General features: G+C 43.1%; 24 protein-coding genes and 1 tRNA gene. 9 read left to right on the forward strand and 16 right to left on the reverse strand.

Annotated features, from left to right (window positions below; all coding sequences use genetic code 11):
* Positions 1 to 791: 791 nt before the first annotated feature.
* On the reverse strand, positions 792 to 1,436 hold the full coding sequence (locus IM496_RS16930; protein WP_287662662.1) for a hypothetical protein: 645 nt from the start codon (positions 1,434 to 1,436) through the stop codon (positions 792 to 794).
* 102 nt (positions 1,437 to 1,538) lie between these two features.
* On the opposite strand from IM496_RS16930, the gene mnmA reads away from it, so the two are divergent.
* On the forward strand, positions 1,539 to 2,597 hold the full coding sequence (mnmA, locus tag IM496_RS16935) for a tRNA 2-thiouridine(34) synthase MnmA (RefSeq protein ID WP_287662663.1): 1,059 nt from the start codon (positions 1,539 to 1,541) through the stop codon (positions 2,595 to 2,597).
* Between the two features lie 89 nt (positions 2,598 to 2,686).
* On the opposite strand, the gene IM496_RS16940 is transcribed toward mnmA, so the two are convergent.
* The 6 genes from IM496_RS16940 to ndhL form a co-directional block, all read right to left on the reverse strand.
* Complete coding sequence (locus IM496_RS16940; RefSeq protein WP_045359953.1) at positions 2,687 to 3,439, reverse strand: phycobilisome rod-core linker polypeptide; 753 nt, start codon at positions 3,437 to 3,439, stop codon at positions 2,687 to 2,689.
* A 208-nt stretch (positions 3,440 to 3,647) separates the two neighbouring features.
* Positions 3,648 to 4,229, reverse strand: coding sequence for a phycobiliprotein lyase (locus IM496_RS16945; protein ID WP_194016109.1), 582 nt, complete (start codon positions 4,227 to 4,229; stop codon positions 3,648 to 3,650).
* A 75-nt stretch (positions 4,230 to 4,304) separates the two neighbouring features.
* Positions 4,305 to 5,228: a restriction endonuclease gene (locus IM496_RS16950; RefSeq protein ID WP_287662664.1), complete on the reverse strand. Its 924-nt coding sequence runs from the start codon at positions 5,226 to 5,228 to the stop codon at positions 4,305 to 4,307.
* Positions 5,229 to 5,479: 251 nt separating this feature from the next.
* The gene (locus IM496_RS16955; protein ID WP_194016104.1) at positions 5,480 to 5,908 is read right to left on the reverse strand and encodes an ATP-dependent zinc protease family protein; all 429 of its coding nucleotides are present in this window, start codon (positions 5,906 to 5,908) and stop codon (positions 5,480 to 5,482) included.
* 4 nt (positions 5,909 to 5,912) lie between these two features.
* Entirely contained in the window at positions 5,913 to 6,218 is a 306-nt protein-coding gene (locus tag IM496_RS16960; protein WP_002783731.1) for a DUF3007 family protein, read from the reverse strand.
* A gap of 21 nt (positions 6,219 to 6,239) precedes the next feature.
* Positions 6,240 to 6,479: an NAD(P)H-quinone oxidoreductase subunit L gene (ndhL, locus tag IM496_RS16965; protein ID WP_287662666.1), complete on the reverse strand. Its 240-nt coding sequence runs from the start codon at positions 6,477 to 6,479 to the stop codon at positions 6,240 to 6,242.
* 172 nt (positions 6,480 to 6,651) lie between these two features.
* On the opposite strand from ndhL, the gene IM496_RS16970 reads away from it, so the two are divergent.
* A tRNA-Leu gene (locus tag IM496_RS16970) sits at positions 6,652 to 6,737 on the forward strand.
* An 88-nt stretch (positions 6,738 to 6,825) separates the two neighbouring features.
* Here IM496_RS16970 and IM496_RS16975 read toward each other — a convergent pair.
* Positions 6,826 to 7,464 carry an HAD-IA family hydrolase gene (locus tag IM496_RS16975; RefSeq protein WP_194016102.1) on the reverse strand — a complete coding sequence of 213 codons (639 nt, stop codon included), beginning with the start codon at positions 7,462 to 7,464 and terminating at the stop codon, positions 6,826 to 6,828.
* Complete coding sequence (queG, locus tag IM496_RS16980; protein WP_194016100.1) at positions 7,454 to 8,401, reverse strand: tRNA epoxyqueuosine(34) reductase QueG; 948 nt, start codon at positions 8,399 to 8,401, stop codon at positions 7,454 to 7,456. The genes IM496_RS16975 and queG overlap by 11 nt, the downstream gene beginning before the upstream one ends.
* A 346-nt stretch (positions 8,402 to 8,747) precedes the next feature.
* Between queG and IM496_RS16985 the strand changes: the two genes are divergently transcribed.
* From IM496_RS16985 to tatA, 3 genes are all read left to right on the forward strand, one after another.
* Positions 8,748 to 9,413 carry a DUF3782 domain-containing protein gene (locus IM496_RS16985; protein ID WP_194016098.1) on the forward strand — a complete coding sequence of 222 codons (666 nt, stop codon included), beginning with the start codon at positions 8,748 to 8,750 and terminating at the stop codon, positions 9,411 to 9,413.
* A 422-nt stretch (positions 9,414 to 9,835) separates the two neighbouring features.
* Positions 9,836 to 11,266, forward strand: coding sequence for a dihydrolipoyl dehydrogenase (gene lpdA / locus IM496_RS16990; RefSeq protein ID WP_194016096.1), 1,431 nt, complete (start codon positions 9,836 to 9,838; stop codon positions 11,264 to 11,266).
* 105 nt (positions 11,267 to 11,371) lie between these two features.
* Positions 11,372 to 11,548: a twin-arginine translocase TatA/TatE family subunit gene (gene tatA, locus IM496_RS16995; protein WP_002733416.1), complete on the forward strand. Its 177-nt coding sequence runs from the start codon at positions 11,372 to 11,374 to the stop codon at positions 11,546 to 11,548.
* A 228-nt stretch (positions 11,549 to 11,776) separates the two neighbouring features.
* Here the strand turns inward: tatA and IM496_RS17000 are convergent, their stop codons facing one another.
* Both IM496_RS17000 and carB read right to left on the reverse strand, forming a co-directional pair.
* Positions 11,777 to 13,177 (reverse strand): TldD/PmbA family protein, encoded by a 1,401-nt coding sequence (locus tag IM496_RS17000; protein ID WP_287662667.1) that lies wholly within the window; start codon positions 13,175 to 13,177, stop codon positions 11,777 to 11,779.
* Positions 13,178 to 13,474: 297 nt separating this feature from the next.
* The gene (carB, locus tag IM496_RS17005) at positions 13,475 to 16,720 is read right to left on the reverse strand and encodes a carbamoyl-phosphate synthase large subunit (protein WP_287662669.1); all 3,246 of its coding nucleotides are present in this window, start codon (positions 16,718 to 16,720) and stop codon (positions 13,475 to 13,477) included.
* A 462-nt stretch (positions 16,721 to 17,182) separates the two neighbouring features.
* Here carB and IM496_RS17010 point away from each other — a divergent pair, with 462 nt between their 5' ends.
* Positions 17,183 to 17,419: a ferredoxin-thioredoxin reductase variable chain gene (locus IM496_RS17010; protein ID WP_002762902.1), complete on the forward strand. Its 237-nt coding sequence runs from the start codon at positions 17,183 to 17,185 to the stop codon at positions 17,417 to 17,419.
* 16 nt (positions 17,420 to 17,435) lie between these two features.
* On the opposite strand, the gene tyrS is transcribed toward IM496_RS17010, so the two are convergent.
* Both tyrS and IM496_RS17020 read right to left on the reverse strand, forming a co-directional pair.
* The gene (gene tyrS / locus IM496_RS17015) at positions 17,436 to 18,653 is read right to left on the reverse strand and encodes a tyrosine--tRNA ligase (protein WP_194016124.1); all 1,218 of its coding nucleotides are present in this window, start codon (positions 18,651 to 18,653) and stop codon (positions 17,436 to 17,438) included.
* Complete coding sequence (locus tag IM496_RS17020) at positions 18,650 to 18,850, reverse strand: hypothetical protein (protein ID WP_287662670.1); 201 nt, start codon at positions 18,848 to 18,850, stop codon at positions 18,650 to 18,652. Before IM496_RS17020 ends, tyrS begins: the two co-directional genes overlap by 4 nt.
* Here IM496_RS17020 and IM496_RS17025 point away from each other — a divergent pair.
* The 3 genes from IM496_RS17025 (at position 18,850) to IM496_RS17035 (ending at position 21,768) form a co-directional block, all read left to right on the forward strand.
* Complete coding sequence (locus IM496_RS17025) at positions 18,850 to 20,535, forward strand: glycosyltransferase (RefSeq protein WP_194016122.1); 1,686 nt, start codon at positions 18,850 to 18,852, stop codon at positions 20,533 to 20,535. The two genes, IM496_RS17020 and IM496_RS17025, sit on opposite strands and share 1 nt — an antisense overlap.
* Positions 20,536 to 20,630: 95 nt before the next feature.
* Entirely contained in the window at positions 20,631 to 20,855 is a 225-nt protein-coding gene (locus IM496_RS17030; RefSeq protein WP_016516721.1) for a ferredoxin family protein, read from the forward strand.
* A gap of 175 nt (positions 20,856 to 21,030) precedes the next feature.
* Complete coding sequence (locus tag IM496_RS17035; RefSeq protein ID WP_194016120.1) at positions 21,031 to 21,768, forward strand: ABC transporter ATP-binding protein; 738 nt, start codon at positions 21,031 to 21,033, stop codon at positions 21,766 to 21,768.
* Positions 21,769 to 21,912: 144 nt separating this feature from the next.
* Here the strand turns inward: IM496_RS17035 and IM496_RS17040 are convergent, their stop codons facing one another.
* From IM496_RS17040 to IM496_RS17050, 3 genes are all read right to left on the reverse strand, one after another.
* A complete protein-coding gene (locus IM496_RS17040) occupies positions 21,913 to 22,998 on the reverse strand; it encodes an alanine/ornithine racemase family PLP-dependent enzyme (RefSeq protein WP_194016118.1) in 1,086 nt (361 codons plus the stop codon).
* A gap of 4 nt (positions 22,999 to 23,002) precedes the next feature.
* Complete coding sequence (locus IM496_RS17045) at positions 23,003 to 24,163, reverse strand: N-acetyltransferase DgcN family protein (protein WP_194016115.1); 1,161 nt, start codon at positions 24,161 to 24,163, stop codon at positions 23,003 to 23,005.
* Positions 24,164 to 24,305: 142 nt separating this feature from the next.
* A complete protein-coding gene (locus IM496_RS17050) occupies positions 24,306 to 24,530 on the reverse strand; it encodes a DUF3134 family protein (protein WP_104398192.1) in 225 nt (74 codons plus the stop codon).
* Positions 24,531 to 24,546: the final 16 nt, after the last annotated feature.

Genomic DNA, 24,546 nt, shown 5'->3' on the forward strand with positions numbered 1-24,546 from the left:
CTCCAGCTACATCAAATGTTCCAAAAAAATATAGAAGAGCTAATGCAAATTAGCCGCTATCGGTTGAAGGATTACATCAAAGGACAAAGAGCGATATCGCTTGCCCTATCTACCTTCTAGCTCGCTTGTCCCCCTCTCAGACTACTGACTCATTGTTCGCTTAATTTTTTAAGGCAAGGGTTTTAAAATTGCTTTTACCTTTATACTGTATGCTTTTTAGCAAATAAGGTAAGTAGAACAGTGCCGAAAGTGCGATCTCCAATTGGCTCGCTCAAACCCTAATCAATTCGTTAACCTCAAAATGGTCTTTTTGTACTAACAAATATCCGAGCAGAACAATCAATGCGTTTGCTAGACTGCATTTGAGACAATTTACCAAATTTTCGGTTCGAGAAATGGCTCTCTTGGGTTTGGTGGGTAAAATGTATTCTAAGATACATTCGTCCTAGCGAGGGGTTGGAACGAACCACAAAGACACAAAAGATACAAAGATTGATCGATCCTATGTAAGTAAAACTTATCACACAGAACCGAGAAGAGCCGAGAAATGAGCGAACGGTGAGTTAATAGGATAAAATTAACTTCTTGGTTAGGATGGGCGAGAGGCAAGAGATTCGATCGAGATTAGCTGAAATCCTAGAGACTTATTGCCTAATTAACTTTTGAGAGTTCAAAAATAGGAAAAATAGGCATGAAGCTATCGTTCATTCTTACTTAATTCTCCTGACTCCTGACGACCGGCTACTGACTCCTGACTCCTAACCCCACCAACAGACTTTTTGCTGCAAACCCTAATTATTGAGGGTAATAATCTGGGCGCTAAAACCCTGTCTAGTTAACTCTTGTACCCGTTGTTTAGCTTGGTATTGTTGCTGAAATAACCCCGCTTGAATAACATTTTCTCCGGCGCGGATAAATGCGAGGGGTTCAATTTCTTGAATTTTTGCCAACGCTTCTGTACTATTACTCCTAACTTCAACGCGAAAGAGTTGATTAGCGGCAATAACCCGCTGCTGTGGTGGGGGAGAAGGGGGTTTATTGGCGCGATTTTGAGGTCTGGGTGCTGGTGGATTGACAGTTTGACGATTATGATTATTAATCACTGTAGCATCGGCAGGACGCACGGTAGCGGGAGCTTGAAAAACGTATTCTCTCAGGGGTTGATTACCAGAAACTGGGTCCGCCACCAGAGGACGAACTGAAGGAGAATTAACTGGGGGTAAATTTAAGGGTGGACATTGGGAACAATTAACAGCACTGGGACTGTCTGAACGTTTAGTTGGTTGTCTCACCGCTGGTGGTGGGGGTAAACGACGACCGGGATAAACATTCTGGGCAAAAGATAAGTCTGCTTTTAGCAGTAGCGTTCCTTGAGCGATTATCCCGACTTTTAACCAAAATAGGGCCGAGAAAAACAGTAGGTTTGTTCTCATCATGCTGGTTTGTCCTCACACGAAATTTGGGTACACCATGTCCAAATTTTAAAGTAGGAGATGCTAGTCTAGAAAGTATATTGGTTAAAAATCATTACAAGATTTATGGGAAAAGTTGTTGTCGGTCTATCAGGGGGAGTAGATAGCTCTGTTGCCGCTGCCGCCTTACACGCTCAAGGTTATGATGTTATTGGCTTGACCCTGTGGTTAATGAAGGGTAAAGGTCAATGCTGCTCCGAGGGAATGGTAGATGCGGCCTTTATTTGTGAGCAGTTGGGGGTTCCCCATCATATCGTCGATAGTCGCGAGCTTTTCCAAAAAGAAATTATTGATTATCTAGTTTCCGGTTACGAAGCGGGAATCACACCGCTGCCCTGTTCTCAGTGCAATAAAGCGGTAAAATTTAGCCCGATGCTGCATTATGCTAGGGAAACCTTAGAAACGGACACTATTGCCACCGGTCACTACGCCAGAATTCGTTTTTCTCCGGAAAATAACCGTTATCAACTGCTGCGTGCCGTCGATAAAAATAAAGATCAATCCTATTTTCTCTATGATCTAACTCAAGATGTACTGCGTGGGACTTTATTTCCCTTGGGAGAACAAACCAAGGCAGAAACCCGCAGAATTGCCCAGGAATTTGGCTTAAAAACAGCAGATAAACCCGATAGTCAGGATTTATGCTTGATTGAAGCTCACGGAACTATGCGATCATTCTTGGATAAGTATATCGCCGTTAGTGAGGGCGATATAGTAGATCTCGATGGCAAAGTTTTGGGTAAACATAGCGGTATCCATCATTATACGATCGGACAACGCAAAGGCATCGGCATCGCCGCCGCCGAACCTCTCTATGTGGTCAAACTCGATCCCGTCATGAATCGGGTTATCGTCGGTAATCGAGAAAGTGCCGTTAGTGCCGCTTGTCTTGTCGGACGGATGAACTGGGTTTCTATTACCGAACCCACCACCCCTATCCGCGCGCAAGTACAGGTACGTTATCGTTCTCCGGCCGTTCCCGTCAATGTTATTCCCCTAGAAAATAATCAAGTGAAGCTGGTTTTCGATGAACCACAATTTAGCATCACTCCGGGCCAAGCAGCCGTGATTTATGAAGGGGAAATCGTTCTCGGTGGGGGGATTATTTCAGGAGCCACCCCATAGGGAGAGCCACCAATTCACAGAATAACCTGATTATGGTTCGGGGGTCATTCTGCCAATTAGGGACTCTCCCCAGCAGGTTGAGCTAAAAATTAACGACGGGGTACAGAAGCCTCGATGTTAATATTCATAGCGGAGACTCTTGGTACAGGATTGCCTTTGGCGCTACCGAGACCCCGGGCCATAGCCAAGAAGCTGGAAGGATCGCCGGCTTTGGGTTTTTGCTCTTGGGGAACATAGCGACGGACAGCATTCTGCCAAACGATTTGGGGGAAGCCCAAAATACCACGATAGTAGCCATCGTAGCGAGGCGAGGTAATGTTGAATGGACGTTCACCGATTTCGCGGCTGGCTAGGGTGCGACGACGTTGGTAGGGAACCGTATCATAACCAAAGCTTTGCAGATACTCGTCACTGTTGAGAAGTTGATCGACAAAACCTTGAATACCTTTGGTGGCAACGACAATCGACCAAGCAATTTTTTCTCTTTCGCTATAGACATCGCGACCGAGGACTCTTTGTACTACCTGTTCGACAAAGCGATAGTTGCTGTTTTTCTCGTAGAAGCTGTTATAGAAGGTTTTCGATAACAGTAAACCACGAATGAAATCCCGCACCGATAATTGTCCATTGCGTAATTGGGATTCGAGGAAGGGTTCCCGATCCCATTTGAAGGCATGGAAGAAAATCTGACGGTAAGCGGCTTCGATTAAATCGTCCAGGTCGCTAGGGGAGAGGACATTTTCCGTCGTGTAAACTCTCGGTTTTTCGTCTCCACCGACATCATAACCAGCTACCCGCACGTTTTGGGACTTGGGGGCGTAATTTAAAAGAGGAATGGCCAAGGGTAAACCTCCGTATCCTTAGAAATGCTTAAAAAACTTTCCTCCTAATGATAAGGGAGTAGGTGCCAACTAGAAAAGAAATATTAAAAATTCTTACAATTGTTAAGAAAACTTGCTTACCATCCGGGGAGTGGGGAGCGCCTGAGCAGGGAGATGGCAGAAAAAAACTGATAACTGATAACTGATAACTGATAACTGATAACTGAATTTACCAGCCACTAATCGAATAGGATGATGGTTCGGGGGAATCACTAGAGACTGACTCCGATGACTGATTGCGGGATTCAGCACAAAAAGTGGCCGTATTAAAACCGCCAAAACGTTGAACTGTGCTAGTGCGGAGACGTAAATCGGCATCGGCAAACCAAAAACGCTCGATCGAGGTCATAGTTTCGTATTCTGTAATTAAGACTAAACCTTCCTGTTCATCAATGTGATAACGGCCCGCCACGGGAATGATTTCCGCATAACCTCGCTCCCGCAGGAGAACACCAGCTTGGGGATTATCTTCATCGGGAATTAGCGCAAAAACGGTGGTTCCTTGATGATTTTCGTTTTCTTTGTCCCACTGCATCGAACCATCCCAACTGACAAAGGCACCCCCCACCGCCTTGGCGGGATCCACTTCGTGCATTTCACAGATAGCGATAATTTTCGGGTTATCGGCGCTTAAAGCTTCCACATAAATCTCGGAATCGCCGGTTTCTGCGCGTCGAAAGGGTAAATGATGGGTGGTGCGCTGAGATTTCCACTGTCCCGCACTTTTCTGAAAAAAGGTCATCCCGTCCATAGTTTTTATCCTCTGTTTTTTCCATCTATTTTAACGCCATAGCCGTTTTCTGTAACCCTTGTCCCCCTCTCTCTCTCATTCATCCCCAAAATAATCATGATCGATTCTCTTGATTTCATAGATTTCTTTGGTCGATACACCTAAGTTATAATCGATCATCAATTGACCTAATTCTTCCCCATCAATCAGCACTATTTTTATCTCATTTCTGGGGGCATATTCTAAAGCCTCTTGGGTAAAATAGTAAGTAGTGATAAAAATACCTTTTTTGGCTCCTTGTCCCGCTAATGCCCCGACAAATTTCTGGATTTCTGGACGACCAACGGCATTATTATCAGCCCATCTTTTGGCTTGAATATAGATTATATCTAAACCGAGTCTATCTTCTTTTATTATTCCATCAATCCCTTGATCACCGCTCTTACCTACCGCTTTACCGGCATCTCTAATCGAGCCACCATAACCCATTTTTACCAGTAATTCTACTACTAATTTTTCAAAAGCATCTGGGGATAATTTTCGCAGAATAGAGAGTAAGTCTGTTGCTAATGCTTGACGAATTTCTTGATAGGAGTTTTCTAGTAATTCATCGGGATTTTGTTCTTGATCAGAAGTTGAGAAATTGCTTTCAAGAGTAATAGTTTCATTTTGCTTATGGACTTGATTGAATTCTTGAAATTCGTGAAACTGTCTGAGAAATTTGGCATCAATTCGAGCAGGATTTTGAGATAAGATTTCTTTTCCTTTCTCAGAAATTACAAAAGTTGCCCTTTGGGGTGAGTCAATTAATCCCGCTTTCTTTAAATAGGTTTTTGCCCAACCGACTCGATTAGCAAAAATTTCTTGTTGTCCACTGGGAAGCATTTCTTTTTTTTCCGCTTCCGTGACTTGGAACTCTCTGACCAAGGCTTCAAAAATTTCTCGATATTTATAAACTTTGCCATCTGCAAGTATTTTTAGTAGAGGCAACATAATCGATTGAAAATCTGGAATAGACATAGTTCAGATGAAAAGCGGGGGCAGTCATCACAATTATACAGCAACAATCTCCAAGAATTTAGATAGATAATAATACCAAATCTGTTTTTAATAGTGCGATTAACTGCCAATCGAACTTTAAAAACCCACTCCCTACTTCCCTAATTCCCCACTTCCCAGAAAAGCCTTTTCAGTGATCAGTAAACAGTAAACAGTGAACTGAAAACTCACATCTGATAACTGATAATTGATAACTGATAACTGAATATAACTTAACTCAGTAAAAAAGACCTATTCGGATGGACAAGAAAGCCGTTTTTCAGTGCTTCCCGTCCTAATAACATCCGAAAACCCATGACATCGCGATTAGTCAAGGTTAATTCGATCGCCCATTGACGACCGCCGAGTAATACACTTGTTCTGATAACAGGACGTAGTTGACTTTGACCCCCAGAATTTTTTACCCGTCGCCATTCGAGGATTTCTGCGGTGGTGGTGACAGTGTGGTGACTATCTTTTTGGTAGGGATGAACTTGAAAGCGCAGCCAATTGCGATCGCCATCTCGAAAAGGATGCAGATCAAAAGCGTGTAGGGCCGAGGAGCGAGCGCCTGTATCAATCTTGGCCTTTATTTTGGTAATGCCTAAATCAGGTAAATCCAGCCATTCTCGCCAACCGATGATGATTTTATCGGGTTTCATCCGTCTATTTAGTTTTTTCTTCTTCAATCTCCCGCTGCATTTGGGCGATTTCTTCGGGAGTCATCGCTTCCAGACGTTTTTTAAAGACGGCATCTTCGTAATCCTTGCGCTGTTTGCCGTAGGTCATATTATCGGTGGCAACTCGAAACAGATAGGTAAAAATCCAACCGATGACACCACCTACCAACACCGCTTGACTCCAAATTCCCGCCGAAGCACTATCTAAACCGGTTTTTTGCAGGACAATGTAGAGGATGCCGCCCATAGCAAACATCCCTATACCGATCCCGATGACATCAATGCGTCTCATGGGTTTTTTTGGGTTGATAACTTAAGCTTTTATGGTACGACGTTGGGGACGGAAGTTAAGGAAAGGACTTAACAACAGCATCCCGGGGAAGAAAAAGCTCATCAAAAAGTACATAAACCCTCTTTCCCAAGAAGATGCCACATACCAGCGCGTATTGAGGTAGTAGTAGATAACGGCGGGAATGACGAGCAAATACAAGACACTGAGAGATAGGTAGATCAGGGCGATGATAATGGTTTCTTGCGTCAGAATTGATTGCATAAGGATTTATTTTTATCAATGGCTGTCGGTGAACGGCAATTCACCTGCTGATTATTTTACCCTGTCTTTCCCCCTTTGTGGCGATCGAATTGGCGGGCTAAAATAATTTATTGAAAATACTCTTGCTAATTAAATTATTTGTGATATGATAAAGAATTGTCGGTCAAATAACGGGGGCGTGGCGGAATGGTAGACGCTACGGACTTAAAATCCGTTGAGCCTTATAAGCTCGTGAGAGTTCGAGTCTCTCTGCCCCCATCGATCAAAAGTCTATATTTAAACTGAGTATTGGGAATTTTAGTACAAATGCCCAAACTGCCTATCCCTGCCCCCTGGAAAAACTTTTTCAGCTAGCCCTATCTAAAATATCCAATAATTCTAGGGGATGATGAATGAGATGATCGGGGTTAAATTGAGTGAGAATTTGAGGGGAATTAAAGCCCCAAGCGACGGCCACCACTTGCACTTGACTTTTTTTGGCAGCAGTAATATCTCTGGTTTCATCGCCGACATAAATCATTTCATCGGGACAGAATTTATTTTGTCGGATCAGGCGATCAAGAATTTTGTGTTTGCCGAATAAAGGCGTTCCCGAACAGATAAAATCAAATAAATTTAAGAGTTGATTATTTGCTAAAAATATGGTGACATTTTCTTTGGTATTAGAAGTTATTATTCCTAATCTATAGCCTCTTTCTTTAAGGGTAAGGAGGCAGTTATCCCAGCCATGGAAGGGTTTCAGGCATTCAATTTGTTTATTTAATTCCCGTTTAACTCGATAGAGTAAAAAAGGGATTTTAACGCGGGAAACTTGGGATTGTTTAATAATTTCTTGGGAACTAAGGTTTTTTAGTCTGGCCAAATCTTCCTCGTTGACGGGTTGATAACCAAAATTTTTAGCCAAACGATTGACAATCTCCACGAAAGTATCGTGGGTATCGGCGATAGTACCATCAAAATCGAACACGACTACTTTAATTGTCATCTTGTGCGGGGTTCGGGGAATGAGCTAAATTAGCCTGGGCATTACGTCGCCACTGCTGGGGTTTAATTCGACGTAGGGCTGACGAGATGAAACGACGATCCCACTCCTCTATAGTTAGATTAGCTAATTCATCCAACCTTGGCGAAAGGTTTTCCGGACGAGGTTGAAAATCCTCCACGTCGGTAACTTGGGCAAAACGTTGATTCCAAGGACAGACATCTTGACAGATATCGCAGCCAGCGACCCAACCCTGTAAATTCTTGGCAATTTCTGTAGGCAAAGTTACAGCACGATTTTCGATGGTATGGTAGGCAATACAGCGATTAGCATCCACCACATAGGGACTAACTATTGCTTGGGTGGGACAGGCGCTTAAACAACGGCTACAGGTGCCACAATGGGCGCTATGGGGTCGATCGGGTTCTAAAGGTAAATTAGTTAATATTTCCCCTAAAAAGACCCAACTGCCGTAATTGCGGGTAATTAAGTTACCATTCTTGGCAATCCAGCCGATCCCTGCTCTTTGCGCCCAAACTTTATCCTGTACTGGTCCAGTGTCCACATAGTAACGGGTTTGAATTTGCTCCCCCTGACTTTCTAACCATTGACTGAGGGCTTTTAATTTTTTACTTAATACTTTGTGATAATCCCTTCCCCAAGCATAACGGGAAATTTTGCCATGGTTTTGTTCTTGACTGTGTTGCTGGGGGGTGTAGTAGTTAAGGGCGAGACAAATTAGCGATCGCACTTCCGGCCAAAGAGTTTTGATATCCTGTCGTTTCGGGTTAGTCATCCAATCCATATGAGCGTGATAACCCCGCTCTAACCAGCTTTTTAGATGGGATACCGCCGAGTCTTGGCTGTCCACAGAGGCAATACCGACCCCATGGAAGCCCAACTCTAGCGCTTTTTCTTTGATCTGTGTTTCTGTCACCATAGAAATATCTTAAGTCAAGTATTTGTAACAATTATTTACAATGATCAATTTATTGAGCCAAATCCCAGGCTGAACAGTTAGAAACCATGATCAACGAAGAAACTGTGGTTCCCGTCCCCGCTATATCGTCCTCATACTAAATCCAGTTATTAAAAACTGATTATTTATTCTCCGTTTTGCCTTTTGCATGAGTAGAAAACGGGTTTCTCCGAGAAACCCGTTTTCTGTGCGTTACTCAACGGATTTAGTATAACTATTGACTTGCTCAATTAACACCCGTCCCTAAAATGACTTGCACTTTGCTAGTACAATTATAGTAAAATAAGAAAGATTAAAACAAATAACCATGTCTCAACCGATTACCATCGAAGATATCTATAAACTTTTTGAGAAAACTAACGAAAAGTTTGAACAATCACGCCAAGAATACGATCGCCGGGCTGCCGAAGCCAAGGACGAAGCCGATCGCCGGGCTGCCGAAGCCGATCGCCGGGCCGCTGAATACGATCGCCGGGCTGCTGAAGCCAAGGCCGAAGCCGATCGCCGTTTGGCCGATCTAGAGAAAACAGTGGCCAATACCAGTCGTGCTGTGGATAGTTTAACCACTCGCTGGGGAAGATTTGTCGAGGAATTAGTCGAACCTGCTGTTATTGGCCTATTTCGTGCCAAAGGTATCGATGTTAAAGAAACCTATAGTCGTGCCAGGGTAAAACGGCAAGGAATAGCCATGGAGATTGACATTTTAGCCGTCGATGAAACCGAGGTAGTTTTAGTAGAATGTAAGTCTCGTTTATCGAAAGATGATGTCAATGAGTTTTTAGAAAAATTAAGTCGATTTAAACAGGCATTTCCCCATTATAGAAACTATCAGGCTTATGGTGCAGTGGCGGGAATAGAAATAGACGAAGGAGTAGATCGTTATGCCTATAAACAAGGTTTATTTGTGATTAAACCGTCGGGAGAAACGGTAGAAATCATTAATGATTCTGGTTTCGAGCCTAAATTATGGTAGGAGCAAGATGTTCCTCTCATCCGGCAAAGTATTGACAGCCGGTTTAATTTTTCCAACCTAAGACTAGACTAACCTATGGATAGGATGCAGAATTAGTATTCATATCTTGCTTCAGTAACATCTTACCTAACTAATTTTTGAGGATTCAAAAACCGCAAAAATAAGGACTAAATCACCTAAAATCTGTGAATAGAGCATTTAAAATTCTCCTGACTACTGACGACCGGCTCCTAACCCCAACAACAATTTTTGATTTTTACCAGAGGTCTAGTAACGACTTGTCCTAAAATTGCCAATACCCAGTTTCAATGCACAAGAGTCTGATAGCTAAAAACTGGCTCCAGTTTTTGCCCGGGATAGCACAGCTTGATCGCAGTGGATCGTAAAATGAGATAATGCTAACTTTGAGAGTCAGAGAGACTATGAGTGAATTCGACTACGATTTAATTATTATCGGTGCTGGAGTTGGTGGCCACGGGGCAGCCCTACACGCAGTCAAATGTGGGCTAAAAACAGCTATTATCGAAGCCAAAGATATGGGAGGAACCTGTGTCAATCGCGGTTGTATTCCTTCTAAAGCTTTGCTGGCAGCCTCGGGACGAGTGCGCGAATTAGCCGATAGTGACCATCTGAAAAGTCTAGGTATTGCCATCGGTGGCGTTAATTTTGACCGTCCAACAATTGCCGATCATGCTAACAACCTTGTCAGTAAAATTAGAGGCGATCTCACTAATAGTCTTAAACGTCTCAAGGTTGATACTATCCACGGTTGGGGAAAAATCGCCGGCCCGCAAAAAGTTAGCGTCATCGGGGATAGTGGCGAAAAAATCTACACCGCTAAGGATATTATGCTCTGTCCGGGGTCGGTTCCCTTTGTCCCACCGGGGATCGAGATCGATCATAAAACGGTTTTTACCAGTGATGAGGCCGTTAGATTAGAAACTTTACCCAAGTGGATTGCAATTATCGGCAGTGGTTATATCGGTCTGGAATTTTCGGATATATACACCGCTTTGGGTTGTGAAGTGACGATGATCGAAGCTTTAGATAGTCTCATGCCTGGATTTGACCCAGAAATCTCGAAAATCGCGGAAAGAGTTCTGATTAAACCTAGAGACATCGAGACTTATGTGGGAGTTTTGGCAAAAAGTATTAAACCGGGGAATCCCGTGGCCATTGAACTGGTGGACGCAAAAAGCAAAGAAGCGATCGAAATTTTAGAGGTAGATGCTTGTTTAGTCGCTACAGGGAGAATCCCAGCGACCAAGAATCTCGGACTGGAATTTGTCGGGGTAGAACTGGATAAACGCGGTTTTATTGCGGTTAATGACAAAATGCAGGTAATTCAGGACGGTGAACCGATTCCCCATCTCTGGGCCGTGGGTGACGCTACGGGTAAAATGATGTTAGCTCACGCTGCTTCGGGTCAAGGGGTAATAGCCATTGAAAATATCTGTAATCGCCCAAAAACCATCGATTATCGCAGTATTCCCGCCGCCGCTTTTACCCACCCCGAAATTAGTTATGTGGGTTTAACGGAACCGCAAGCAGAAGTTTTGGGACAGCAAGAAGGGTATAAAGTCGCTGCTGTCAAGACCTATTTTAAGGGAAATTCCAAAGCTTTAGCGGAAGGAGAAACGGAAGGCATCGCTAAAGTCGTTTATCGTCAGGATACGGGGGAATTACTCGGTGTTCATATTATCGGTATCCACGCATCGGATTTAATTCAAGAAGCGGCCAATGCGATCGCTGAACGTAAATCTGTCCATGAACTCGCTTTCCGCATCCACACCCATCCAACTCTCTCAGAAGTCCTCGACGAAGCTTATAAACGAGCAGAAGTAGCAGCATAGAGTCAGTTATCAGTTATCAGTTATCAGTTATCAGTTATTACCGTTAAGTTTCCGACTCCTGAATTCTGACTACTTTCTCTTTTTTTACTTTTTACTTTCAAGATTATGTTTGGATTAGGTTGGCCAGAAATAGTAATTATTGCTGTCGTTGTTCTCCTGATATTTGGACCGAAAAAAATACCCGAATTTGGGGCAGCTTTGGGGAAAACTTTACGGGGATTTAAAGAAGAAATCAATCAAGATGAGCAAGAAATTGAAGACAGTGACGAGAAAATGAGATAGATTTCGGCTCTCAGGGCGAATGCAATTCGCCCCTACAATAATATTATTGCGCCAATGGTAGGGGCGCACCGCGTGCGCCCAAAAATTGAGATGCCCCCCCTAATTTGTTAAGCTAAAGGTTTTGATGTACTTAGTTTCTAACCTTCTTTTTAGGTAGGAGAATTGCCAGATTCTTTCTTGGAGCCTCTTGCCCTCAGAAGCTGTTTACTGTTTACTGTTGACTGTTCACTAAATATCTGCTTCTCCCCCGACGACCACATCGCGGATACGGAGACTGGGGCCACCGCAGCCGACGGGTAAACCACTTTGACCCCCTTTTCCGCAGCCTCCCGACTCGTCCCAGTAGAAATCATCAGCAATTGCCTCAATATTGCCTAGGGTTTTAAAGACATTACCGGAGAGAGTAACATCTTTAACGGGTTCAGCAATTTCTCCATCGCGAATCATCCAAGCTTCCCCGGCGCTAAAAGTGAACATTTCGCCGTTAGTCATGCCTCCCTGCCAATTTTGGGCATAAACTCCCGTTTTTATGCCCGAAAATAACTCTTTAACGGGAGTGGTTCCCCGTTCAATCCAAGTGTTGGTCATGCGGACAATGGGCGGATAATGATAATTGAGACAACGGGCGTTACCGGTCGGTTTTTCGCCTAATTTGCCCGCCGTTTCCCGCGAATGCAGTCTTCCCACCAAAACCCCATCTTTAATTAACTGAGTCGTCGTCGCGGGGGTTCCCTCATCGTCATAAAAATAACTGCCCCGATGACCTTCTGGACTGGCCCCGTCAAAGATTTGCAGGTTATCCGGTCCAAAACGTTTGCCCATACTCATCACTTCCAAAAGGTCGGGATTTTCGTATAACATATCTGCCTCGGAAAGGTGGCCAAAAGCCTCATGGACGAACAAACCGGTTAAAATGGGATCGATGACGACGGTGTAGGTATCGCCCTTGACAGGGGGCAAAACTAGGGCTTGTAGGGCCCGTTTAGCCGACCCCTGCACCTGTTCCTCTAAATTGACCAGATCCTCGAAAGCTTTTCGGGATCCCGTGGTTTCCCGGCCTGTTTGTACGCTGTCCCCATCCCTAGCGGTGGCCGAAAAACGCATTTCTACGTCTGACCATTTTTGTTCGATTAAAGTCCCGTCAGAAGTGCCTAAAAGAATATGTTGACTGCTATCGCTGTAACGGACGGAAGTGGTGGCAATACTGGGATGATGTTGACGCAGTAAATTATTATAGTGATCGCAGAGGGCTTTTTTATCGGCTAATGGCACTAAACGCGGGTCTGTTCCCGTTAAAGGCAATTCACAGGAGATAATTACAGGTTCTACTGGAGCAATCAGGGTTTCTTCTTCCCCAATTAAACGGGCAGCAGCGATCGCATCTTCTAATCGTTCCTGTAAACTGGATAATTGATTAAAGCTGGCAAATCCCCAACCTCCTTTATAACAAGCGCGTACCTGACCACCGATAGCAATACCTTCGCTGAGGGTTTCCACTCGTTCGGAACGTAGTAGAATATTTGTCCCCCGCGCTTCTTCCAGACGAATTGTCAGGAAATCGACGCGGTTTTTATAACGGTTAATCAGTTCACTAATTAGGTTTTTATAATCGTTTAGAGTATCGGTCATAGGAATTAGGAAGTGGGGTGTCGGGTGTGATGGGGTAGTGGGGTAGTGGGGTGTGATGGGGTGATGGGGTGTGGGGTGTGATGGGGTGTGGGGTGTGGGGTGTGGGGTGTGGGGTGTGATGGGGTAGTGGGGAGATGGGGTAGTGGGGAGATGGGGTAGTGGGGCATTTGGCTGAAATTTCCCTAAACCCCTAAATCCCTATATCCCCTTTCTAACTGATAACTGATTACTGATAACTGATAACTGATAACTGATAACTGATAACTGATACTGATAACTGATAACTGATAACTGAAATTAGGCGAGATAATCCTGTAAAGCTTTCACCTCTAAAGGTTCTGATTGCAGGGATTTTAAGGCCGCTACTGTCGCTTTTGCCCCGGCGATAGTGGTGATAATTGGTAACTTATAATCGAGGGCAGTGCGGCGAATTTGTCGGCCATCATTTTGGGATTCTTCACCACTGGGAGTATTGACAATAAACTGAATCCAGTCATTTTTGATCCAATCGATAACGTGGGGACGACCTTCGTGAATCTTTAGCACTAAATCGATATTTTCGCAACCGTTTTCTAACAAAACTTCACGAGTTCCAGAAGTGGCGACGACGCGAAAACCGAGGGATTGCAGATCCTTAACCACGGGAACCATCGGGGTTTTATCGCGATCGTTCATCGAGACAAAAACCGTCCCACTGGTGGCTAAAATCACGCCGGCGGCCATTTCTGCTTTAGCGAAAGCTTTGCCAAAATCGCTGTCAATCCCCATTACTTCCCCTGTAGAACGCATTTCTGGTCCTAGGAGAGTATCAGCACCGGGGAACTTCTGGAAGGGTAAAACCGCTTCTTTCACGGCAATATGACGGGGAATTGCTTCGCTGATGATACCCAATTCTGCTAGGGTTTTGCCCGACATGACGAGGGAGGCAACTTTTGCCAGAGGAACTCCCGTTGCTTTGGAAACGTAGGGAACGGTACGACTAGCGCGGGGATTCGCTTCTAAGATATAAACTGTCTCCCCCTGCACCGCATACTGGATATTCATCAAACCGATTACTTTTAAAGCTTTCGCTAGTTCCACCGTCCATTGTCGAATTGTGGTTAAAACCGAGGCGCTCAGGGACGTATGGGGGATAGAACAGGCAGAATCGCCCGAATGTACGCCCGCTTGTTCGATATGTTCCATTAATCCCCCGATAACTACTGTTCCCGTGGCATCTGACAGGGCATCCACATCCACTTCGATGGCATTTTCGAGGAATTTATCGATTAAAATCGGGTGATCCGGTTCTATCTGTACTGCATACTTCATATAGCGTTCCAATTCGCTATCGGAATAGACGATTTCCATTGCCCGACCGCCCAAAACATAGGACGGACGTACTACTACAGGATAACCGATGCGTTGAGCCACTGCTTGGGATTCTTGGAAATTGCGGGCAATACCGTTGGGGGGTTGTCGGATATCTAATTCTCGGAGGATTTGTTCAAAACGTTCCCGATCTTCGGCGGTATCGATCGAATCGGGTGAAGTTCCCCAAATTTTGGTATTTACGGGACAATTAGGCGATTCTAAATATTTTTGCAGGGGAACCGCCAGTTTTAAGGGAGTTTGCCCACCGAATTGAATAATTAAACCCTCTGGTTGTTCCGCTTCGATGATATTTAAGACATCCTCTTTGGTCAGGGGTTCAAAGTAAAGGCGATCGCTGGTATCGTAATCGGTGGAGACAGTTTCCGGATTAGAGTTGACCATAATCGTCTCAAAACCGGCGTTACTGAGGGAAAAAGCGGCATGACAACAACAGTAGTCAAATTCTATCCCCTGACCGATGCGATTGGGACCACCACCGAGGATCATCACTTTACGTTTATCGGAGGGTAAAACTTCCGATTCTACCTGTTCGTAGGTGGAATAATAGTAGGGTGTTAGGGCTTCAAATTCTGCCGCGCAGGTATCCACCATTTTATAGACTGGAACAATACCCAAACCCTTGCGATAACTTCTTACTTCGTCCTCGCTGGTGTTGGTGGCGAAGGCGATTTGGCGATCGCTAAATCCCTGTTGTTTAATAGCGAATAGGTCCTCTTTGCCGAGACTTTTCAGGGGAGTTCGTTTGAGAAACTTCTCAGTTTCCATCAAATCGGCCAATTTATCGAGGAACCAGGGATCAATCCCGGTTAGTTCGTGGATTTCCTCCCCATTCATGCCCAATTTAAAAGCATGATAGATACTATAAACTCGTTCGGGGTTAGGTGTCCGCAAACCGGCCCGGACTTCCGAGAGGGGGGGGAGAGTTTCGACTTTATCGCAACCAAAGCCAAAACGTCCCGTTTCTAGGGATCGAAGTGCTTTTTGAAAGGATTCTTGGAAAGTTCGACCGATAGCCATGGCTTCCCCGACGGATTTCATCTGGGTGGTTAGAATCGGTTGGGAGCCAGGGAATTTCTCGAAGGCAAAGCGAGGAATTTTGGTGACGACGTAATCGATAGTCGGTTCAAAGGAAGCCGGGGTTTTTTTGGTGATATCGTTGGGAATTTCGTCTAAAGTGTAGCCTACGGCTAGTTTAGCGGCAAATTTAGCGATTGGGAATCCCGTAGCTTTTGATGCCAGGGCCGAAGAACGGGATACCCGGGGATTCATCTCAATCACGATTACGTCGCCGTTAGTGGGATTAACGGAGAATTGGATGTTTGATCCGCCGGTTTCTACGCCAATCTCCCGAATAATTGCCTTAGAATAGTCCCGGAGGCGTTGGTATTCTTTATCGGTTAGGGTTTGGGCGGGCGCAACTGTAATCGAGTCGCCGGTATGGACCCCCATCGGGTCAAAGTTTTCGATCGAACAGATGATCACCACGTTATCGGCTAGATCGCGCATTACCTCTAATTCGTATTCTTTCCAGCCAATTAGGGATTTTTCGACGAGAATTTGCGATGTAGGCGAACAATCTAGACCATACTGGGCCATCGGTTCAAATTCTTCTTGGTTATAGGCAATACCGCCCCCCGTTCCGCCTAAAGTGAAGGCCGGCCGGATAATGAGGGGATAGGAACCGATCTGATGGGCGATCGCTTTTGCTTCTTCTAAATTGTTGGCAATCCCCGAAGGACAGACGGGAACACCGATTTTCTCCATTGCTTTTTTGAATAGTTCCCTATCTTCGGCTTTTTCAATAGCGGGGAGTTTTGCCCCGATCAGTTCCACGTTATATTTTTCTAAAACGCCGCTTTTGGCCAAAGCTACCGCGGTATTGAGGGCAGTTTGACCGCCCATAGTCGGTAGAATGGCATCGGGACGTTCTTTGGCGATAATTTTCTCGACAATTTCCGGCAGAATTGGTTCAATGTAGGTGCGATCGGCCATTTCCGGGTCGGTCATGATCGAGGCGGGGTTAGAATTGACTAAAATTACCTCATAACCTTCTTCTCGTAGGGCTTTACAGGCTTGAGTTCCCGAATAGTCGAATTCACAGGCTTGTCCGATGACAATCGGGCCAGCGCCCAAGATTAGGATTTTCTTTAAGTCATCACGGCGTGGCATAGGCTTAGGGTTGCTTGACGATAAACCCCAATCATTGTATATGTTGTCACCCTCGATCCCGCAAAGCTTTATTTAGGTTTAATGACCTTGTTGACTTGAGGACGCGGTCGGCAGGAGATTATTTTTATGGCTCTTCGTTACTTGTTGTGGTTCGATAGGGGGGCATAAATTGACTAAATCCTTCTCTGGCAAGAGACTTAATTGATGAGTTCGCTCTAGATCAAAAACAATTAACAAAAATCGCCAAATGCCTTTCTACATAAGGGTTACATCCCTTATAACCCCAGTCCATTGCATAACACAAACCGAAGAACCATTCATAATTCATAATTCCCACACCCCACTTCCCCACTTCCCCCATTTCGCTGATAACTGATCACTGTTTACTGATCACTGATATCGCCTACAATGATAAGATTGTTTTCAAAGATACAATAGGCGTTTGTCTTCGCTAGAGAGTTTATGAAAGTTGGCGATCAAGTTCGTGTAATTGAGTCCGTGGTGGTTTATCATCATCCTGAACACAAATCGAATCCTTTTGACGTGAAAGGACTAGAGGGACAGGTGAAAGCGTTTGTCACCGAATGGCGTGGCAGACCGGTTAGCGCCAATCTACCTGTCCTCGTCGAGTTCAGTAAAAAGTTTAAAGCCCATTTTCGAGATTTTGAGTTAGAAATCGTGGAAAAAGCCGCCGAATAGGGACTTTTTCGCTTATTTAAGCTACAAAGCGAATAAATTTATTTTTGCCCACCTGTAGGACTTTTCCAGTTAAAGCTTCGGCTGTCTCAAAACTTTTGTCCACATCGGTGATTTTCTCACTATCGATTCTGACTGCACCCCCCTGAATCTGTCTTCTCCCTTCGCCGCTACTTTTACATAAGCCGGTGGCCGCAAGAAGATAGAATAATTTCAGGGGAAAAGTGACCGATGTGAGGGAAAATTCGGGTACAGAGGCCGCAGCTGCCGTATTTCCCTGTAGAACTATCTCCTGCGCCGTTTTTTGTGCCTTTAATGCTTCCTCTTTCCCGTGAAACTGGGCAACTACCTCGATCGCCAGTTGTTTTTGTGCCTCTCGCGGATTGCTTGGCATAGCATCTAAGGGCAAGTTTGTCAATAGTTCGTAATAATCTTTTAGCAAAGCGTCGGGGGTTTTTTCCAGTTTCGAGTACATGGACAGGGCCGATTCCCGCAATCCCACATAATTATTCAGGGATTTGGACATTTTTTGACTGCCATCAGTTCCGATTAAAATCGGTAAAAGTAGCCCGAATTGCGGTTTTTTGCCGAAATATTTCTGTAAATCACGACCGACGGCAATATTAAATTTTTGATCGGTTCCTCCCAATTCCACATCGGCCTCGACAGCTACGGAATCATAACCCTGCATTAAGGGATAGAGAAATTCATGGAGAAAAATCGGGTTTTCCTTGTCGTAGCGTTCGGAAAAGCCTTCTTTTGCCAACATTTGCCCCACAGTCATGGTGGAGAGAAGTTCGAGAATTTGCGAGAGGTCTAATTTCCCTAACCATTCCGAGTTATAGCGAATTTCTAGGCGATTAGGGGTGTTAAAATCTAAAATTGGGCGTAATTGTGCCAGATAATTCTCGGCATTAGCTCTCACTTCTTCGCTCGTCAATTGTTTTCTAACTTCCGATTTTCCCGTCGGATCGCCAATTCTAGCGGTAAAATCACCAATAATCACCACTGCTAAATGACCGGCATCCTGGAAAGCACGCAGTTTCCGAAAAGGGATACTATGACCTAGGTGAATATCGCTGCCGGTGGGGTCAATACCTAGTTTAATTCTTAAAGGGCGATCGGTAGTTTGCAGTAGTTGGGTTAAATTTTCCCTAGGGTCTTGGGAGTTGGGTTGATGGGGGAATAGGTCACTGGTTCCACGGGTTAGCCAGTCTAGGGAGGAAGATACGGTCATTGTTGCTCATTTTCCACAGCCTTTTCATTATAGTTTTTTATTATGTCAAGTAACAAGCAAAAGGTAAATAAACCGGCATCTTCACTAAGAGTCGATAACATCTTGACAATTCTCTCGATCGAATATAGAGTCTTAAAATCTTCTTTTTCAAAATTATCAAAAAATTTTCTGTCTTGAATTGCGATCAGATAAGCCAATGAATCCTAGTTATAATAACTCTATACCCGTGCAGAGGATCAAAGTTTCTGTGATTGTTTCTACCTATAAATCAGCAGAGTTTATCCGGGGTTGTCTAGAGGATTTAGTTACTCAAACTCTTTATCAAAAGGGAGAAGTAGAAATTATTATTATCGATAGTGCTTCTCCGGAGAATGAAGGGGAGATTATCCAAGAGTTTCAAGAAAATTATCCTAATATTATTTACCAGAGAACTAAAGAACGAGAAACCCTGTACTGCGCTTGGAATCGCGCTATTAAACTAGCTAGGGGTCTTTATCTGACCAATGGTAATACTGATGATCGTCACTGTTTCAATGCTCTGGAAATTATGGCTAATTATCTAGATAATAATAGGGAGATTAGTTTAGTTTATGCCGATCAATTAATTACTACAATTAAAAATGATACTTTTGCCACTACCCCAGCTTTAAAACATTGGAATTGGCCAAATTACTCCTATGAACAGATGCGTCAAGGTTGTTGTGTGGGTTCCCAACCAATGTGGAGAAAAATGATGCACGATAAATATGGTTATTTTCAGGAAAATTTTCGCTGTGCTGGTGATTACGAATTTTGGTTAAGAATCGGCAGTCAAGGGGAAAAAATGGCTTTAATTCCTGAGATTTTAGGTTTATATTATTTAAATCTCCAAGGTTTAGAACATGGCAGCAATGGTCAAGCATTAGAGGAACATTATCAAGTATGTAAAATCTATGAAATTCCTCACCCAGAAATTAAGGATATAGAAATTAAACCCAATCCAGTTAAGATGGAAGATTTAGGGAAAATTTTAAATAAGGATGAGCGAGAAAAATTACAAACAATTCAAGCTATCTCCCAGAAAAGATGCCCTATTATTGTTATTGATGGCGTGATTTTTCAAATCAATCAAGGAAAATTAGCCAGGGTTTGGTCTTCAATTCTAGAGCATTGGAGTCAATTAGAATTGACTCAACAGATTGTTATTTTAGATAGAAATAACAGCGCACCAAGATGGGAAGAATTTAAATATTGGCCTGCGGAATCCTACGATTATAATTGTACGGGAAAGGATGCCAGAAAAATCCAAGCTATTTGCGACCGCCTACAGGCTAATTTATTTATTTCCACTTTTTATACCAGTCCCTTAACCACTCCTTCTCTACTTTTGCTTGCTTCTGAATCCCCAGAAGAAAATGGTAATTTACCAGTAGATTTAGAAAAACACTATGCAATTTTGTCCGCTTCTAGAATCATCACTTTTTCCTCTGATATCGCCCAAAATTTAAGAAGGTTATACCCGAAAATTACCCCCGAAAAAATTGGTATTATCGAGCTTGTTGAAGTTAATCAAAAAATAGCGGCAGAAATTAGTAATTTTTTCCAGTATGCGCTCAGTGAAACTAAGGAATCAAGTCAGAATCAAGTCTGGTTAGAGTTAAGAAAATTACAGGAAGCACAACAGACAATGTATCTGAAACAACAGCAAGATTATCATACTATGCAAGAGATGGAAATATCACTAAGAGAATTAGAAAATAATCATAATTATCTCCAGAAAAATAATCAGGAATTACAGGAACAAATTAACTATTTGTCCTCCCGTAAGGGAATAGTAAAAACCCTAGCGAAAACTTCTATTTTACTTCTTGCTAAGATCAAGAAAAAACTCCCAATATTTTAGGGAATTAAGAGAAAGTTTCCTAACAATGATCCGATCCTGGCACGGCAGTGCCTAAAAGTGGTAAAGTAATGTTAAGAATTAGAGGAGAAAACACTGTGCCACATTCGATCGTCACTGGAATTTGTGAAGGGGTTGCTGATTGCGTTTCCGCTTGTCCTGTTGCTTGTATCCATCCAGGACCGGGTAAAAATGTTAAAGGAACAGATTGGTATTGGATTGATTTTGCCACTTGTATCGACTGTGGTATCTGTCTTCAAGTATGTCCCGTCGAAGGTGCAATTCTGCCAGAAGAACGTCCCGATTTACAAAAAACGCCCTAATTTATCAGTTATCAGTTATCAGATATAAGTTATCAGATGTAAGTTTTAAGTTATCAGATGTAAGTTTTCAGTTTACTGATTACTGAAAATGCTCCCCACTTCCCCACTTCCCTACTTCCCCACTTCCCCACTTCCCCATTCATATTACTCTCTCCTATCTCCTTTTTACCTTGCCATGGATTATCTTTTAGAAGTTGAACAAGTTTATGCTGGTTATGTGCAGGATTTATACATATTGCAAGGGGTTAACTTTCGCATTGCACCGGGGGAATTAGTCACAGTTATCGGTCCCAATGGTGCAGGAAAATCTACCCTTGCTAAGACGATTTTTGGTTTATTAAAACCCAGTGCTGGAACTATCACTTTTAAGGGAAAAAATATCGCTGGTTGGAAATCTAATCAAATCGTTCCCCTCGGTATGGGTTATGTTCCCCAAATTGCTAATGTTTTTCCATCCCTTAGCATCGAGGAAAATCTGGAAATGGGGGCTTTTACCAGTAAAAAAGCGATTAAACCCCTAAAAGAGCGCATTTATGGCATGTTTCCTCGTTTGGACGAGCGCCGTCGTCAGAAAGCTGGCACTTTATCCGGAGGGGAAAGACAGATGTTAGCCATGGGACGAGCGCTGATGTTGCAACCAGATTTATTAATTCTCGATGAACCTTCGGCAGCTTTATCTCCTATCTTAGTAACCAGCGTTTTTGAACAGATAAAAGCGATTAATCAGACGGGAACTGCAATTATTTTAGTGGAACAGAATGCCAAAAAAGCCCTAATGATGTCCGATCGAGGTTATGTTTTAGAAAGTGGTCAAGATCGTTTTCAGGGATCGGGTCAAGATTTACTCAATAACCCGAAAGTAGGGGAATTATACCTCGGGGCGGCTGATCATGGGGCCAAACGAGATGATTAGGAATTTGTTAAAGATTTAGGGGGATTTTGATTTCTTCCCAGAATTTAGCGATAGGATAGTAATTGAGTACAAATCTCTACGGCCCTGATGTCAAGGTGATAAGCCAGCAGACCCTAAATATATCTGTGGATATTTATTCATCGATCAAGACATTTGTGCTACTGCATTGAGAGCATAACTTTTAGTAATAAAAGGAGAAGTCATGGCTGTTAAAAGTCCTCCGTAATCAAGATTAAAACTGACTTCGCTCCCTACTTTTAACCTCTTATTATGACTATCAAGAACTAGATGATCGCTACTAGAACCTAATATTTTTATCTCCTGACTCGCTTGCAATCCAGAGATAAGAACATCCTGTCTTCCTAATGCAATAATAACTCGACGGTGAATGCCTTGATCAATAAAGCTAGGAACATTACCAAAAGCATCTCGACCAATTTCTCCAGAGGGTAGAGATGGTTTATCTTTAGATTCGATTACTTCAGCAATTAACCGAAAAGCATCGGTATATAAACCAGGTATCACTTGTCGATTAACTGTTTCACAACCTAATAAAATTGATTCTCCTAAACGCAGATTATTAATCCGACCAACTTCGCTACTTTTTTGATACCATTGATAGTTAGCAGAATTGCCTCCTGAAATAATCGGTAATTTTATTAAAAATTCCTGCTCAATTGTATCTGTTAACACGGATAATTTGCTCATATTATGGCTATCAGGTTTAATACCTCCATAACAAGCCAAATTACAACCCAGTCCAACAATTTTGATAAAGGGAAAAGCGAGGGTTTTTTTGATGAACTTGATGAGATCTTTCGGCAGTACACCTTCGCGTAAATCCCCTAACTCCGTCATGATAATAATGCGGTGTATTTTTTGTTTTTCTTGAGCATAATAGGAAAGTTCCTGAATTGTTGCTAATTCGGTATTTAAGCTGATATCTGCAATGTTAACCACTGATTCTGCTTGACTCAAGGCAGTACGCAACAGAACAAAAGTTGTCACTATTCCTGCTTGTTTCATTTTGAGAATATTTTCGATTCGAGAGTCAGCGATAAAGTTGACTCCACCTTGAATCATCGCCAAGGCGATCGAGGGATCACCCAAAATCGCTTTGGAAACTCCCATCACAGAAAGTCCCTTGCTGCCGTATAATTGGCAGAGTAAACGAGCATTATGGCGTATTTTCGGGAGAGAAATCTCGATTCTGGGTAAAACGTCTTTCATCAGCCTATTTGCTCCCAATTGCGGGAATTGCAGCTAAAATTTCCCCTTTGATTTTCCGGTTTAATTTCGGAAAGCGATCGCATAAAGCTTGGACTAATTTCTCACATCCGTGTAACAAAACATCAGTAGTCGGTAACTGAAAATCTCGCTCATATTTGGCAATAATACGCTCAGTGGCTGCTGCGGTGAGATTTTCGTGATTAATCGCAATAGCGATAACTTTAGTGGGAGAAATTGCCTCAATTAGTGAAATTTCTTCCTGTAATTTTGGCATGGCTAAATGAGGAAAATCACAGCGAAATTTTCGGGCTGGGGGATGTTGTAAAATAATCCCATCGGGCATACTTCCTTTCAAAATTCCCACGGAACTCATAAAAGCAGGATGACTCAGAGAACTTTGTCCTTCCACTAAAATAATATCGGGTTTTTCTTGCTCAAAAGCTTGAACCACAGCATTTTCAATTTCACCGATGACAAATTGAGAAACCAAAGCATCGATCGAAACCCCATATCTTGCTCCCTGCATCAAGCTAGTTTGTCCAGTAGCGACTAAGACAGACTTAATACCCAAGCCTTGGAGAGTTTGATTAACTGCCACCGCAGTGGTCATTTTTCCGCAAGCACAATCGGTTCCTAAAAAGGCAATAACGGGGATATTTACTTGGGAAATTTGCCCAGTAAATACATGAAGATCAGCTAATTGTGGTGGTTTACGAATGTCTGTAATTTGCACACCATACTGACTAGCTTGCTCCCTAAATTCTAAATCTTCGGAGAAGAATTGATGCAAACCATTAATAATATCCATTCCTTGTGCCATTGCTTCTAAAATTAGCAGCCTTTCTAGGGGGGGAATAAACGCTTCTAAGGGTGCTTTGCCGTAGATATAACAATTGGGAACATCTCTAAGTTTTTCTAAGGCTGTTTGTAAATTGGCAAAAATGGGAATATGATTTTTTTTGTCTCCTAATGCTTCTCCCGCATCTTTTCCTGTTAAGGAACTATCCAGCACACCAACAATTGTATATATTTCTGATTGTCGGATCAAGCCAGCTGCCGTTTTTCCATCCACACGTCCAAACTGATTTTCACAGTAAATTAAAGCCGTTTTTTTCGTTGATACCACTTTCTTAATCTCCTGAATATTAGATAATTGAAATTTCACTCCTAACTCCCAGTAAGTAGGGAGGCACAATTATTTGTAGGATGGTTTAGCGGTAGCGTAACATGAGCGGGCGTTGGTTTTCATGCTTCAACCCAACCTACGTTCATCTTATATTTAATTCCACCCACCTACTTAAGACTATTTATTCTTCTTCCTCTTCTTCTTCTTCTTCTATAGCATAATTATCTGGATCGATAATATCGTCTAATTCTTCTAAAATTTGCGAATCGGGATGAGCATCAGATTGACGTAATTTTAATCTTCCTGTCCGTTCTAACCAATGGAGAAGGGTTTCTTTGGAAGTTATCTGCATAACAGGAATTGCCTGATAGCGAGGTTCTTGACTAAGAGAAGGATTAAATTTCATACCTGTTGAATTTCCT

This window comes from Microcystis sp. M049S2 (assembly GCF_020245625.1).
GTDB classification, from domain to species: Bacteria; Cyanobacteriota; Cyanobacteriia; order Cyanobacteriales; family Microcystaceae; genus Microcystis; species Microcystis ichthyoblabe_A.